This is a genomic window from Bradyrhizobium sp. I71 (genome assembly GCF_022354745.1).
Taxonomy (GTDB): Bacteria; Pseudomonadota; Alphaproteobacteria; order Rhizobiales; family Xanthobacteraceae; genus Bradyrhizobium; species Bradyrhizobium liaoningense.
On sequence record NZ_CP059398.1, the window covers coordinates 7,679,353 to 7,694,119 of the forward strand.

Below are 14,767 nucleotides of genomic sequence, written 5' to 3' on the forward strand. Positions count from 1 at the left end.
CTCGGTCGGATCTCGGGGTCGGATCCGCTTCCCTGCCACCTCAGCCCCTTTTGGTTTAGCCGCGATGCGCGTAGTCGCCGCCGTTCTGTTGCTCGTGTCTGCGCTCCATGCAGGAGTCTGGGGGGTCTTGCGCGACAAGGAACCCGCGCCTGACTTCAAGGGCCTCCTGCCCAGCGTTTCCTACGCCCCGTTCGAAGGCTCGGCCCATCCCGACATCGACAACATTCCGACGGTCGAGAAAATCCGCGCCGACCTGAAGACGCTGTCGACGATGACGCGCGCGATCCGCCTCTATTCGTCCACGGGCGGCGTGGAACTGGTGCCGCCGATCGCGGCCGAGTTCGGCCTCAAGGTCACCGTCGGCGCCTGGATCGACAAGGACAAGGATCGCAACGAGCGCGAGATCAAGGCCGCCATCGAGCTCGCCCGCAAGAACAGCAACGTCGTCGGCGTCGTCGTCGGCAACGAGGTGATCTACCGCGGCGAGCAGAAGGTCGAAGACCTCATCGACATGATCAAGAAGGTGAAGGGCGCGGTCCGCGTGCCCGTCACCACCGGCGAGATCTGGAACATCTGGCGCGACAATCCCGACCTTGCCTCCAACGTCGATTTCATCGCCGCCCACGTGCTGCCCTACTGGGAAAACTTCCGCTCGGACCAGGCGGTCGACCAGGCCGTCGACCGCTACAACCTGCTGCGCAACCTGTTCCCCGGCAAGCGCATCGTGATCGCCGAGTTCGGCTGGCCGAGCCAGGGCTACAATCTGCGCAACGCCGATCCGGGCCCGTTCCAGCAGGCGCTGATCCTGCGCGACTTCGTCACCCGTGCCGAGGCCATCGGCATGGAATACAACATCGTCGAAGCCATCGATCAGCCCTGGAAGTTCTTCGAAGGCGGCGTCGGTCCGTACTGGGGCATCCTCAACGCCAGCCGCGAGCCGAAATTCGCCTGGACCGGCCCGGTGGAGAATCCCGACTATTGGAAGCTGATGTGCATCGCGCTGCTGGTCGGCGTCCTGCTGTCACTGCCGATCCTACGGATCCAGAAAGCGACCGCGAAGCAGGCCTTCCTGCTCTCGGCGACCGCCAACGGCGTCGGTGCCTGGGCCGCGACCGTGTTCGCCTTCTGGAACAGCCACTACTTCATCTTCGGCTCGGCCTTCGCGCTGACGCTCGGCATGATCCTCCTTGTTCCTCTTGTTCTCATTGCGATGGCGCGCATCGACGAGATCGCCGCGGTCGCCTTCGGCCGGCCGCCGCAGCGGCTTCTCACCAGGAGCAAGCCCGTCGAGAACGCGCCGGAGAGCTATTATCCGAAGGTCTCGATCCATATCCCCGCGTACTTCGAGCCCGTCGACATGCTCAAGCAGACGCTGGATGCGCTGTCGCGGCTGAACTATCCGAACTACGAATGCGTGGTCATCATCAACAACACGCCGGATCCAGCCTTCTGGCAGCCGATCCAGGACCATTGCCGCGCGCTTGGTGAACGCTTCAAGTTCATCAACGCCGAGAAGGTGCAGGGCTTCAAGGCCGGCGCGCTGCGCATCGCGATGGACCGCACCGCCGCCGATGCCGAGATCATCGGCATCCTCGATGCCGACTATGTCGTCGAGCCCGACTGGCTCAAGGACCTCGTGCCGGCCTTCGCCGATCCGCGCGTCGGCCTCGTGCAGGCGCCGCAGGAGCATCGCGACGGCGATCTGTCGATCATGCACTACATCATGAACGGCGAATATGCCGGCTTCTTCGACATCGGCATGGTCCAGCGCAACGAGGCCAACGCCATCATCGTGCACGGCACGATGTGCCTGATCCGCCGCGCCGCGATGGACATGGCCGGCGGATGGTCGTCCGACACGATCTGCGAGGATAGCGATCTCGGCCTTGCGATCCAGGAGCTCGGCTGGACCACCCACTACACCAACACCCGCTACGGCGCAGGCCTGCTGCCCGACACCTACGAGGCCTTCAAGAAGCAGCGGCACCGCTGGGCCTATGGCGGCCTCCAGATCGTCAAGAAGCACTGGCGCCGCTTCCTGCCTGGCGCGAGCCGGCTGACGCCCGACCAGAAGCGCGAATATGGCCTCGGCTGGCTGAACTGGCTGGGCGCCGAGAGCCTCGGCGTGGTGGTGGCGCTGCTCAACCTCGTCTGGGTGCCGATCGTCGCCTTCGCCGACATCGCCATTCCCGACAAGATCCTGACGCTGCCGATCATCGGCGCCTTCGTCGTCTCGCTGGCGCACTTCCTGTCGATGTACCGCGCCCGGGTCGCGATCAAGCCGGGCCAGATGCTGGGCGCGATGATCGCGGCGATGAGCGTGCAGTGGACGGTGTCGCGCGCGGTGGCGCAGGGCCTGATCACCGAGCACATCGCGTTCGCCCGCACCTCCAAGGGCGGCCTCAGCAGGATGTCGATCGAGTTCCAGGCGTTCTGGGAAGCCGTGATCGGCGCCCTGCTCTTGATCGGCGCCGGCGTGCTGGTCGCCTCCAACAGCTTCCGGCAGATCACCGAGATCTACATCTTCGCCGGCGTGCTGGTGCTGCAGAGCCTGCCGTTCCTGGCCGCCGTCGCCATCGCCATCCTCGAGCTCAGCCGGATCAACTCCTTCCAGTTCTGGCGCGACAGCGCGATCCGCACCGCCGAGCTGATCGGCCTCCGCCCGGTCGCCCTGCCCCCCGTCGGCGCGCCGCAAGCCGTGCCGAGCGAGGTGCGGCGGGAGACGAACTGACGGGCGGGAGGCCACCCACGCTGTTCGGCGTGGATGGCCTCCCGCCAATCAGGTTGAGATTCCCGACCTAAGCGGCGGATAGCACGGGCGAATCCCGGCTCCTGTCGCGATCTTCGGCAGCCACCCGCACTATTGACCTCCGCAGCCACTCCCCCTACACAGCGCGGGCCGAGAGCATGATCCGGAAACAGCCGGTTTTTCCCCGCGACGCAGGCTTAAGAGCGCAGCGGCAAGACATGCTTCTCGAATGTCCGAGCACGATGGCGATCTCTGTCGAAGCCATCAGCGGCCATGGGAGCGCGTAGCTCAGCCGGTAGAGCACGTGACTTTTAATCACGGGGTCCTGGGTTCGAGCCCCAGCGCGCTCACCAACCAAATCAATAGCTTAGGAAGAAGTGCCGGATTTTAGTTTTGTGCGCGGGGCGCGCAGGGGCAATGACTGAAACTACCTGGCTCGACATTTTCACGCGCTATGTCATTCCGCCGCTTCTCGGCGGTGCTGGAGGCCTCGTCTGCATTTGCGGCCGGTGAGTACAGAGAAGCGCCGCAAGAGACTTGAGACACGACGCGAACTTGTCGGCCGATGGCGAACCCACAAAATCCATCCCCTTCCGGGGGCGCATTCGCGCGCGTTGTGCTATGTGGGCCCCATGGGGATGACTTTCAGCCTAGACAGATCAAAGAACGATACATCCGTGACACTCGACTTGCTGCGCGCCGTTGCCGCTCAGATGGTCTGTGTGGGACACGCGTATGTCTTCTTCATTGGCGATTGGCCGAATCGTCTCCCGTACATTCAAAACACCGGCGTTCTCCTGTTCTTCCTGCTCTCGGGATTTCTGATTACTCACACACTCGTTTCACGGTCGGCAAAACCGAGTTATGGATTTCTGCAATTCTTCATTGACCGCTTCGCCAGGATCTATTCGGGGCTCATCCCGGCCTTGCTGTTCGTCGTCGTCGTTGACGGTTTCGTGCTTTATCTGACCGCCGAGCCGACGATTGCGCGCTACTACACATTGAAGACCTTCATCGCCAATCTGTTCATGCTGGAGGGCTACCGCGGCGTGTATCCCGACACGCTGCAATGGTCGGCATTCGGGTCAGCCAGCCCGCTTTGGACACTGGCGATCGAGTGGCATATCTATATGTTCGCCGGGTCCGTGTTCTTCATGTGTCGGAATCTGAGAACAATCCCACTCCTGGCACCCGTGGCATTGTTCTTCGGTCAAACCCCGCTTCACTTCCTGTTCGGCGCCTTCCAAAGCGACGGCGTCGGCCGTGGCCTGTTCTCGCTCTGGCTTGCCGGCTCCGCAATCTATGTCCTGGCAAGATTGCCTTATCGCCTCCCTGCGACAGCCATCTTGGCTCTCGTGAGTACCGTTGTTTTTATCGCAATCACACCCGCCGGCGGAGAATACAGCTTCGTTGGGTATCCATTATTGACAGCGGTCGTGTTCGGCATCGTCGAAGCGACGCAACGGAGCCACCGGATCACTTCGGAGAAGGTGCAGCGAGCGATCTGTTTTTTCGCCGACTATTCTTTTTCGCTATACCTGATTCATCACACAATCATGGTTGGCATTTGGCTGCTGTTCCCAAATCGTGGGGCGCTTGTGTTCCTCCTCGCGGTGACGCTCTCCAATGTGGTCGCCATTGGCCTCGCCTCCATCGGTGAGAACAGGCACAAGGTAATTGCCCGCTTTCTCACCGGGAAGTTTTGCCTTCAGTCGCGGCATGCCGCACATCCAGCTTCTTGATTAGCCCGTAGGATGGGTTGAGCTCTTGCGAAACCCATCACCCGTTGCGATCAGCGCCGCTGCGATCCGCGATCGATTATCGGAGCAATCCTCGAAGGACCGCGGAGTCGCCGACCGAATTGCCGGCGATGGGTTTCGCAAGGGCTCAACCCATCCTTGTATTAGCCCGATTGGTTATATTGAGCCGTTCCGTGAGGAATGGCCCAGCCCGGGTGGCCGCCCGAGCTGGGTCGCCGTTCGATCGGATCGGTACCCACCGAAGCCTTGAGGGCTGTCAGACGTAGCAAGATCGCGATCGGCACTTCATCGGGACCCGAATGGTTGAACGAACTTTAGGTTCGCATAACAAGGGAGGGATCGACGAAGATGGCCAAGCATACCACGATCTGTGCCGGGATCGATACCGGCAAACGGAAGCTCGATGTGGCGATCGAGGGCAGCCGCGAGCAGTTGCAGGTGACGAACACGGCGGAAGGCCATGAGGCTTTGCTGACGTGGCTGCGACAGCATCGCATCAAACGCGTCGGCATCGAGGCGAGCGGCGGTTACGAACAGGCTGTCGTCGCCGAACTGCGACGCAAGGGGTTTGTGGTTGTGGTGTTTCAGCCGGCTCAGGTCCGAGCCTATGCCACATTCCACTTGCAACGGGCCAAGAACGATAAGATCGATGCCGCTCTTATCGCAACCTGCACCGCCGCGGTGCGGAAGATCCATACCGCTCCCGATCCCCGGTTGCTGCCGTTCGCCGAGCAGCTGACCATGATCGATCAGATCGGTGAGGATATTGCACGCCTCAAAAACAGGATCGAAAGCTGCCGCAATGCGGCGATCAACAAGCTCTGGCAAGAGGATATCGCTCGCCTGGAGCAGCGCGTGAGGGTCGCACTCAAGGCTCTGGTCGCCTCGATCCGCAAGCATCCCGACCTTGCCAAGAGACTTGCCCTGATCAACAGCGTTGACGGCATCGGGCTGCCGACCGCCGTGGCCATCCTGGTGCGTCTGCCTGAGATCGGCCAGATCACGCGGGAGCAAGCTGTCGCTCTCGCCGGCCTTGCGCCCTATGACGACGACAGCGGCGACCGGTCAGGCGTTCGGCATATCGAGGGCGGACGAAAGCGGCTGCGCCGCGCCCTTTATACGGCTTCACTGGCCGCATCGTTTCGATGGAACCCGCAGCTCATCAAGCTCTATCAACGGCTGACTGCGGCTGGAAAGGAACACAAGCAGGCGCTCGTTGCCTGTGCCAGAAAGATGCTCATCTTCGCCAACACAGTGGTGGCTCGCGGCACGCCGTGGTGCGGCGAACCTCCGGTAGGATCATTCCCTGCTTCTTAGTTCGACCGAGACGCGCTTCTTCGTCCCGACCTACGGCTCCTCATGACGTCGCGCGTAGCGTCCGTCAAGGATGGCCGTCGCTCGCCCCAACATCACCCGATCTGCCGCCAGGCCACGCCTTGACGGACGCGAGCACGGCGTCATCATGGCAGACGCAGGCGATCCGGACGGCGCAAAACACGGCCGCTATTTAATGGTTGCTACGCACTGACAGTGCACTTGATGCAGAGCGATATCGACGTCAATTAAGTGCACTGTCGCCGTTCGTAATGTCGTTGCCGGCGATGGGTACGCAAGAGCCCAACCAATCCTACGTGCTGATTGTCACTGCGAGGGTTATGGGCGACCCGGTGGCTGGGTATTGGTGTCGTGGCGTGTGCGCCACCGGGCCTCGCCGATCCCGTGCCTGGGCTGGGCCGGAGATCGACTACCAATAAGGTATGTGGCTTGTTCACCTGCGATTTGCGATCCGTCAAGTTCTATCAAGCCCGTAGGATGGGTTGAGCTCTTGCGAAACCCATCGCTCGTTGCGATCAGCGCCGCTGCGATCCGCAATCGATTATCGGAGCAATCATCGAAGGACCGCGGAGTGGCCGACCGAATTGCCGGCGATGGGTTTCGCAACAGCTCAACCCATCCTACGCGCGGACTGCGCTCTTGTCCTGACCACGCCGGTAACCTTGTCGCCGCAATGGCTGTATCCTTAACGTCCCCCCGCCATGTAAACTGGCCTCTTTCGGGCAGGCCATTTGATGACCAAGACGTTAGGTTCCGCGCTTAAGAGAGCCGAAGACCGGCCCTCCGGATTCGATTATCTCCGACTGAGCCTTGCGGTATCAATTGTTGCATGGCACACCATAGCGGTCTGCTACGGCCCGCAAGCCGAAGCGCCACTTTGGACACAGTGGTTTCGGCCGCTGCCCTTCTTCATCATCCCAGCCTTCTTTGCGCTGAGCGGCTTCCTGGTTGCCGGGAGCCTTGAACGCAATTCCATCGGCGCATTTGTCGTCCTACGTGTCATCCGGATCGCGCCAGCGCTCGCTGTCGAGGTGCTGGTTTCAGCGTTGATCATCGGACCTCTCGTCACGAGGTTTGATCTGTCGGCATATTTCCAGGACCATCTTTTTCAGCGCTATTTTCTCAACCTGTTCGGCTACATCCAATATTTCCTCCCCGGAGTGTTTACCGATCAGCCCGCGCCGTGGGTCAATCTGCAACTCTGGACGGTTCCGTTTGAGCTGGAATGCTACGTCGCGGTCACGATTCTTGCGGCGTTGGGAGTCACGCGGCGACCTTCGGTTCTGCTATTGGTCGCAGTTGCCGCAGCGTTTGTCTTGACGGTGAATGCCGTATTCAGATCGCCGCCCACCATGGAAGGAGCAATCCCCGGCCGCGGACTTGTGGTCGCATTTCTCGTCGGCGTTGCTCTCTACAGAATGCGGGAGGTTGTGCCTTTCAGCCGGGCTGCGTTCTTGGCGTCGCTCATCGCGTATATTGGCCTCTGCCTCTTTCCACAGACGCTCTTTCTCTCGGTCATCCCAGCGGCCTACGTCACCGTTTATGTCGGGCTGCTCAATCCTCCGCGCGTGCCGCTCGTGAAGGGGGCGGACTATTCGTACGGAATTTTCCTGTACGGATATCCAATCCAACAGACAGTCAGCTTCTTTCTTCCCGAGCTTCGTTTACCCCTGTTCAACTTCATGATGACGCTGCCGGTGGTGTGCTTGCTGGCTTGGATGTCCTGGGTTTTCGTCGAGTCGAAGGTTCTGAGCCAGAGGAAGGGCATTATCCGATTCATCGAACAATCTGCCGGGCTATGGCGAACGGCAGCGTAGAAGCCATGTAGATGATTTGCGCCAACAACTATCAGGGCTCGATGACGCGGACGGGAAATCGGCGCAAGCCTGACGTCGCGTGGGGACAGTACTCACGAGTTCCGTTGAACCGGAATGGCCGAGGCCTGGATGATCGCCAAAAGCGTGCGGTCGGCGCGGCGCTGATGTTTGGCCGGATTGGGACGGTAAGCCCCCGAAGTACCTCGCAGCGACCGACCACATGAATCGACAGCGCAATGGGAAAAGCCGCAGCGTGGTTCCAGCCCCCACTGCGGCATTCCCGGCAGAAATAGAACCAAGTACTTAAATCGCGCCGGTGTTCTTTCTATAGAACACCCCGTTCCGAAAATGGATTCCGTATAACTACCGGAGTGCGATGTTCTACGCATTGCCGCCCGGATGCGAATGTGGCACGGCTCGGGTTCCAGCCCCCAAATGCTCCCGGCTGCCGATCCAATTGCGGATCAGAGCGCCGGGAGTGCCGGGCGAGATGAGGGTGGCCCGTCCGATCTCCCGTCTCCCAAAAGGAAAATCCCTCATCCCCGATGCGATCGAAGCCGCACAGCGACGGCTCTGCGCCTCGAAGCTGCGCTGATGCCCACCATCGGTGAACGCGTTGGCGCTCGCCCCCACCAGTTGAACTCCGCGCCTCGTTGGGATGCGGACATCGCATCAGCAAGACACAGATTCCTGAAAGCACGCCGGGACAGCTATGAGGGCCCTCCCACCCCAAAAATCGGAAGACACCCCGCCGGAAACGTGTACGCTTCACCAAAACCGGAGGGACAGCATGTTTGAAATCAACGGTTTCGACACGGCGGGCGTCGTCAAGCTCAAGCGGCCGTCACTCACCGCCGCCCTCAAGAAGGCCAAGGAGCTTGTTCAGGACGGATGCTGGGACGTTCGGGTCGTTGATCCCGGCGGCCGCGTCTACACCTCGTTTGAAGAGCAGGCCGCCTAGTTCCGAGCGATCGCCCGCGCCTGTCGCCGCTATCCGCCCCGGCCGACGTTCGACGAGGCATTGTCGAGCCAGCGCCGCGTTGCTTCGTCACTCCAGCCGGGGACCGCGAAGCGCGCCGGCGGGGTCGCGTTCGTGCGCGGCCGCTCCACCGTAAGTGGGCGTGCGCGCCGGTGATGCACTGTTGCTGCGTCTGCGGCGGTGCACAGGACGAGCGACAGACCCATGAGACCCACGGCAAAAAGAGAGCGCATCGCATCAGCTCCTATCGAGCAATCGTTCCGTCATGTGTTGCACCTGTCGGCTCGCCACAATCGACCTCGCCTTCACAAGCAGGCGAGAGAAGCGCGGGCTCTTGCGGCGGCGCCGGCAATCGGTGACACGCGCGCGCTGCCATTGCCAGTCGCCTCGTTTGGGCGCACGCTCTCTCCAGGCGCTTCAGACGCCGCACGGGAGAAACACATGAAGGAACCGGGCCTGGATGGCCGCCATCGGGACAAGGATGGCCAGATCAGCAAGAAGCACGGCAACACGCTGGTCGGCACATTGCGCAAGATCTACGGAAAGGGTTTTGCGGCCGGCTATCCCGATGCGGCGCAGCTCAGCGAGGTCCTGGCCCAGCTGAACGAGACATCGCTGAGCCAGCTGCGTCGCGATCACGACACCGGGCATCTGGGGCACAAGATCGATCTCGCCTTGAAGTGAGGCCTCGCGGTGAGAGCAGCCATCAACGGCGCACATCCAGCACCAGTTACTGGCGTTCCTCATACTTGTTGCAGCGGCCATCGCCCAGTTGGACCCGGCTGAGTTCCTGAAACGGCGGATCGCAACGCAGGAGCGTGTACACCCTGTAAGAGGGCGGCGGGACACGCCAGAAGACATTATGACCCGCCGGTATCTGGTACGTGTCCCCGTTCGCCAACGTATAGCTGCAAGCGGGAGAGGGAGTGCACCTCCGTCGTTGCAGCAATCAAGCCTCATCCCAGAACGCCCTAAACCAGGCCAGGCGCGGATATGAACGATCTTCCGATCTTCAGCTTTCCGGCGCAGAAACCGTCGCCGGCACGCTCAGCGGAGCTCCTCCCACCGAAACCGGGCCCAAGGACTTCGACGGCCGGACCAGCCGTTTGCGCATCGCTGCGGACAGTCCATAGCGAGCATTCGCGCGCCGGATCGAGGACGTGACGTCCGACATCATCACGTTTTGCAGCGAGTCGACCTTCGCGATCAGCGTGGACAGCTGCGAAGATATCTTCTTCACATCGACCCGTTCGTCCGTGATGCTCTGCCGCAGGGACAGCAGCACCAGTGAATCCTGCTGCAGCAGAGCCGCATTCTGCTGCAGGGCGTGGTTGTTCGCCTGCAGCGAAGCCGTGTGTTGCTGCTGGGCGGATTGAATGTCCTTCAAGGCAGCGACGACCGGATCCGGTTTCGGCGCGGGCGCTTCCTGGCGCGGAAGCAGCTCAGCCAGGCTGCCGACATTCAGCGACGGCAAGCCGGACGGCGACGTATAGATCGCCGCCGCGCCGTTGATGGCCAGGGCACACACCGCCAGCAGCAGCACCGTTTTTCGGCCGGGCCGCGTGAGCGGCACTGGAGCTTCCGGGGCCGCGGGATCGTGCGCGGCCGCGGCGGCTGCGAGGGCCACCGCGTCGAGTTCTTCGGCGAAGCTTGGCGTTTCCAGGGACGTGGTCATCTGCGTTGACCCCAATGAGCGAGCAACAGGACGCCGTCGCCGGAACGTCCTCGTGACGGCTCCTGTACGCAGCACCCATCTCCAACTGCCTAAAATTGTGGGCTTTTCGGATTAATTCCACGTTAGCGGCCTGACCGGCCGACGGGCTCGCCGCCCCCGGCCGATTACGGGGCTTTGCGCTGCGCACTCGCTCTCGAGCATCGGACATGCGCCCGCAGCGGCGGCTTCCCCCTGACGGATTTTCCGAAGTTGGCATCATGCCGCTGTTTTGCCTGACAGGTCAATCGGGCCTTTTGCGCCTGATGCAGAAGGCGTTGTGGCAGAAGCACTTGGCTACTGTGCATGGGGTTGTTTTCGCTTTTTTAGAGCTCACCCCTCGTCGAGCACCTCGAATAGCGCCTCCACCCGCTCGAACGGCGCATCGCGCATCGCACTGTGATGGACCACCCGATCGCCATCGCGTTGCAGCGACTTGCCTCTCGATTTGCGCAAGCGCCCCGGCAGGAACGTCGCAGCCACCGCCTCGGGACCGACATCGAGGCGGATGATGCCTCTGCGCTTGCACTCGATCCTGAGCCTGGCTGCGGCGAAGAAATCGCGCGCCACCTTCGGCAAGGGTCCGAAGCGGCGGGAGGTTTCCTCCTCGAGGTCTTCGAGGTCGTCCTCGCCATTGCATCTTGCGGCGCGCGCATAGAGCTCGAGCCGCACGGGCTCGGACTGCACATAGGTCTCGGGCAGCATGTCCCCGACCGGCAGGTTCAGGTCGGGCACCCACACCGCGGCGCGCTCCTCGTCGGCCTTCTCCGAGGCCATCTTCAGGAGGTGGCTGTAGAGCACGGGTCCGAACACCTGGACATGGCCGGACTGCTGCTCCGAGAACAAATCGCCCGCGCCCCTGAGATCGAGGTCGCGCTCGCTGATGGCAAAGCCGGCGCCCGGCCGGCTGAACTCCTCGAGCACGGCCAGCCGCTTCTCGGATTGTCCCGACTCCGTCTCGGTCAAGAGATGGGCGAAGGCGCGAATGCCGCTGCGGCCGACGCGTCCGCGCAGCTGGTGCAGCTGGGCAAGGCCGAACTTTTCCGGCCAGCACACCACGATGGTGTTGGCGCGGGGAATGTCGAGGCCGCTCTCGACGATGTTGGTCGCGAGCAGGACGTCGGCACCGCCCTCGACGAAGCTCATCATCCGGTCGTCGATCTCGTCGGCAGGCAGCTTGCCGTGCAGACAGACGATGCGCAGGTCCGGCGCCACCGCCTGCACCCGCGCCAGCATCGGATCGAGATCATGGATGCGCGGACAGATCAGGAAACTCTGCCCGTGGCGGCGCTGCTCGCGCAGCAGCGCGTTGGCGATGGCGGCATCCGACAGCGGCGCAATCCGGGTTGCGACCGGCAGCCGGTGCACCGGCGGCGAGGCGATCACGCTGAGGTCGCGGAAGCCGGCAAGCCCGGCGGCGAGCGTCCGCGGGATCGGCGTCGCGCTCATCATCAGCACGTGGACGTTCTTGGCGAGGCCGGCCAGCTTGGCCTTCTCGGCCGCGCCGAAATGCTGCTCCTCGTCGATGATGACGAGGCCGAGATCGTCGAATTTGACGTCCTTGCCGGTGAGCGCCTGCGTGCCGATCACGACCTTGATCCGGCCGCTGCGCAGGCCCTCCCTGGTCTCCCGCAGCTGCGCGCCGGACGTTGCCCGCGACAGGTTGCCCACCTCGATGCCGAACGGCGCAAAGCGCTTCTGGAACGTCGCGACGTGCTGCCTTGCCAGCACCGTCGTCGGCACCGCGATCGCCACCTGCTTGCCCGACAGCACCACCGCGGCCGCCGCGCGCAGCGCCACCTCGGTCTTGCCAAAGCCGACGTCGCCGCAGACCACCCGGTCCATGGGATGACCGGATGCAAGATCGTCCAGCACGTCGCTGATCGCCTGGGCCTGGTCGATCGTCGTGAAGTAAGGGAAGCGCGCGACGAACTTCTCGTAGGCCGATCCCGGCGGCACCAGCTTCTCTGCGCGCCGCCGCCGGCGCTGGCTGATGTGCTTGGCCAGCACCTTGCCCGCGGCCTGGATCTCGCGCTCGGCCTCGCCGCGGCGGGCCCACCATGTGCTGCCATCCGCCTTGTCGAGCGCTAGCTTCCCGAGCTCGGTGGCGTAAGGCCACATCAAGGCGAGATCTGCCGGCGGCACCAGAACCGCATTGTCGCCTGCGAACTTCAGGCGGATCATCTCACGCATGGCGCCGCCGCCGGTGTTGACGGTCTGCAAGCCGTCGAGCACGGCAAGGCCGCGCTGGAGGTGGACGACCACCGTGCCCTGCTCGGGCACATCGGCATGGTCGAAGGCCGCACTCCAGGCGCGCGCCATCGGCTGCGGATGATGCGCGCGGCTGCCGAGCACGTCGGACGCCGTCACCACGACCAGGGGCTTCTTCCCCGGCACGACGAAGCCGGCATCGAGATCGGCCAGCAACGTCGCCTCGCCGCCCCGCCCGCGCGCCGCCTCGTCCCAGTCGTCGCAGCGCTCCGCCTTGACGCCGCTCATCCGCTCCATCACGCGCAGATCGTCCTCGTGCGCGGCGACGAGGATCAGTCGCGATCCGGCCCGGCGCGTCTCCTCGACGAAGGCGCGCAGCGCCTTCCTGGAGGACGTCAGCTTCGAAAACTCCGGGATGTGCTGGAAGGGCGCCGTCCGCGGCAGCACCTTCATGCTCTTGGAGAGCTGCTTCCAGTCGCGCCGTGCGAGATATTCACGCTCCCGCTCTGATCGGCCTGCGGCCTCCTCGATCGTGTCCAGCCAGGCGTCGGCATGCAACGGGACGCCGGCGTCCGCGATCCATTTGGCGACCCCGCAATAGTCGAACAGGCTCGCGCGCTTGCCGCGTTTGCCGGCAAGGCCGAGCCGCTCCGACATGGGATCGACGAGCAGCTCTTTGGTCTCGAAGATGATCCTGTGCTCGTTCGGGTCGAAGGCCACGATCCGCCTGATCGCACGCTCCGAATGCTCGATCCGGAACGGCCCCAGCGCGCCTGCGGGAAATATCTCGAAGGTCTGCCCGTGGAACAGCGCGCCGCCCGGATAGTCCGGCTCGTCGTCGAGATCGTATCCGAGGGCCTGGAGCCGGGTCTCGAGGTCCCGCTCGGAGAACGGGCCGCCCACTTTCAGGCTCAGGCTCAGGCGCGACAGGCTCGCCGGCGGCGGCAGGCGCTCCATCACCGCTTCCGCGGTCGACACGAGAAACAACGGCTTCCTGGATTTTGCGAGGCGGCTCAGCACCGAGGCTCTGCGCCCTGCGAGCTCGTGCGACGGCTCGAGCTGGTCGAACGGCAAGGTGTTCAATCGCGGAAACACCAGCACCTCGCAGGACGGGTCGAGCGCGTGAATGACGCTGCCCAGCCGCTCCGCCCTGTTCTCGCTCTCGGCGAGGAAGACGATCCCGCTGCGTCCGGACTGCTTCCATTGTGCAAGCAGGTGAAGAGCCATCATGCCGAGGGGCGACGAAGACGAGATCGTGGCGCGCTGCGATCCTTTGCTCTTCTTCGGCGCCTTCTTGGCCACCCTCGTCTTTTTCGAAAGCCTCACGTGAACCCGTTTCTGGTCTTGCATTGTAGCCAACAGAATGCGAGCCGCCCTCGTCTCGAATCGGCAACTCGCCGCCATGCATATGGGATTTGCCCCGCGAACGCACCCCTCGTGGCAACGTTCAAAGGCGGCGCCGCGATCCCGACAATCTGGCTGTTTTGCTAGGCCTGCAGCGCGGAACTCATGCGGCTCGAGATCAGCATCGCTCGATGCGAGCATTGCGACGATCGAAGACGTTGTGCGCGTATGCAGCCACGAAAAAGCCCCAGCGCTTGGAGCCACACTGGGGCGTTTCGGTCAACATGAACAGGTTAAGCAATGACGTCTTCATAGCAGCGGTTTCGCCGTGCGCTTGTGAACTGGTTCACACGCTCTGCCCCGAGCAAACGACCTCAGCGCGATAGGCTCTGAGGTCGCCAACCTTTATGGGTAAGGTTTTCTCGCGGCCCGGGGGCTTTGGGGCTTGGGGATGGGCCGTGAGCCTGGATTCGACGCACGCCACGCAGAGTCGTTCCAATGATCGACGACCAACCTGCTGGGGCGCTCCAATCCTGCCGGAACGGAGTACCTTATCTCCCGGTTTGAGTGCGCACGCGCCGCGCGTTAGGATGCCCGCTTTTTACGGAGGCTCATTTGAGGTCATTCATTTTCATCGGCGCCATCGCACTGCTTGCGACGGCCGCCCACGCACAGACGCTGGTCGATCCCAACAAGGTTGCTCCCGAATACCGCGAGGCAGCCGAGAAGCGCCGGGCCGAGCAATTGCGCCAGCGTGAATGCGCGCTGAAGGCCGATCTCGAGAAGGTGCTGCCCAGGGATCGCACCGCCTTTCTCAACCATTGCCTGGAAGCGATGGCGGCCAAGCAATAACGGCTGACC

The 14,767-nt window shown here is 63.0% G+C and carries 9 protein-coding genes and 1 tRNA gene; 8 read left to right on the forward strand and 2 right to left on the reverse strand.

The features are described 5' to 3' along the window. Positions 1-64: 64 nt before the first annotated feature. The 7 genes from FJV43_RS36400 (at position 65) to FJV43_RS36430 (ending at position 9,324) form a co-directional block, all read left to right on the forward strand. Positions 65-2,731, forward strand: a complete 2,667-nt coding sequence (locus FJV43_RS36400; protein ID WP_239623688.1) for a glycosyltransferase — start codon at positions 65-67, stop codon at positions 2,729-2,731. Between the two features lie 295 nt (positions 2,732-3,026). Beyond that, a tRNA-Lys gene (locus FJV43_RS36405) sits at positions 3,027-3,102 on the forward strand. A 324-nt stretch (positions 3,103-3,426) separates the two neighbouring features. After that, on the forward strand, positions 3,427-4,491 hold the full coding sequence (locus FJV43_RS36410) for an acyltransferase (protein ID WP_239623689.1): 1,065 nt from the start codon (positions 3,427-3,429) through the stop codon (positions 4,489-4,491). Between the two features lie 366 nt (positions 4,492-4,857). Then, entirely contained in the window at positions 4,858-5,826 is a 969-nt protein-coding gene (locus FJV43_RS36415; protein WP_239620704.1) for an IS110 family transposase, read from the forward strand. A gap of 752 nt (positions 5,827-6,578) precedes the next feature. Continuing rightward, the gene (locus FJV43_RS36420) at positions 6,579-7,661 is read left to right on the forward strand and encodes an acyltransferase (RefSeq protein ID WP_239623690.1); all 1,083 of its coding nucleotides are present in this window, start codon (positions 6,579-6,581) and stop codon (positions 7,659-7,661) included. A 790-nt stretch (positions 7,662-8,451) separates the two neighbouring features. Further along, the gene (locus FJV43_RS36425; RefSeq protein ID WP_239623691.1) at positions 8,452-8,622 is read left to right on the forward strand and encodes a hypothetical protein; all 171 of its coding nucleotides are present in this window, start codon (positions 8,452-8,454) and stop codon (positions 8,620-8,622) included. A 459-nt stretch (positions 8,623-9,081) separates the two neighbouring features. Next, positions 9,082-9,324: a hypothetical protein gene (locus FJV43_RS36430; RefSeq protein ID WP_239623692.1), complete on the forward strand. Its 243-nt coding sequence runs from the start codon at positions 9,082-9,084 to the stop codon at positions 9,322-9,324. A gap of 328 nt (positions 9,325-9,652) precedes the next feature. Here FJV43_RS36430 and FJV43_RS36435 read toward each other — a convergent pair whose 3' ends face one another. Further along, on the reverse strand, positions 9,653-10,315 hold the full coding sequence (locus FJV43_RS36435) for a hypothetical protein (protein ID WP_239623693.1): 663 nt from the start codon (positions 10,313-10,315) through the stop codon (positions 9,653-9,655). 369 nt (positions 10,316-10,684) lie between these two features. Then, entirely contained in the window at positions 10,685-13,792 is a 3,108-nt protein-coding gene (locus FJV43_RS36440) for a DEAD/DEAH box helicase (RefSeq protein WP_239629777.1), read from the reverse strand. Between the two features lie 729 nt (positions 13,793-14,521). Here FJV43_RS36440 and FJV43_RS36445 point away from each other — a divergent pair. Beyond that, positions 14,522-14,758: a hypothetical protein gene (locus tag FJV43_RS36445; RefSeq protein WP_061881737.1), complete on the forward strand. Its 237-nt coding sequence runs from the start codon at positions 14,522-14,524 to the stop codon at positions 14,756-14,758. The last annotated feature ends 9 nt before the right edge of the window (positions 14,759-14,767 follow it).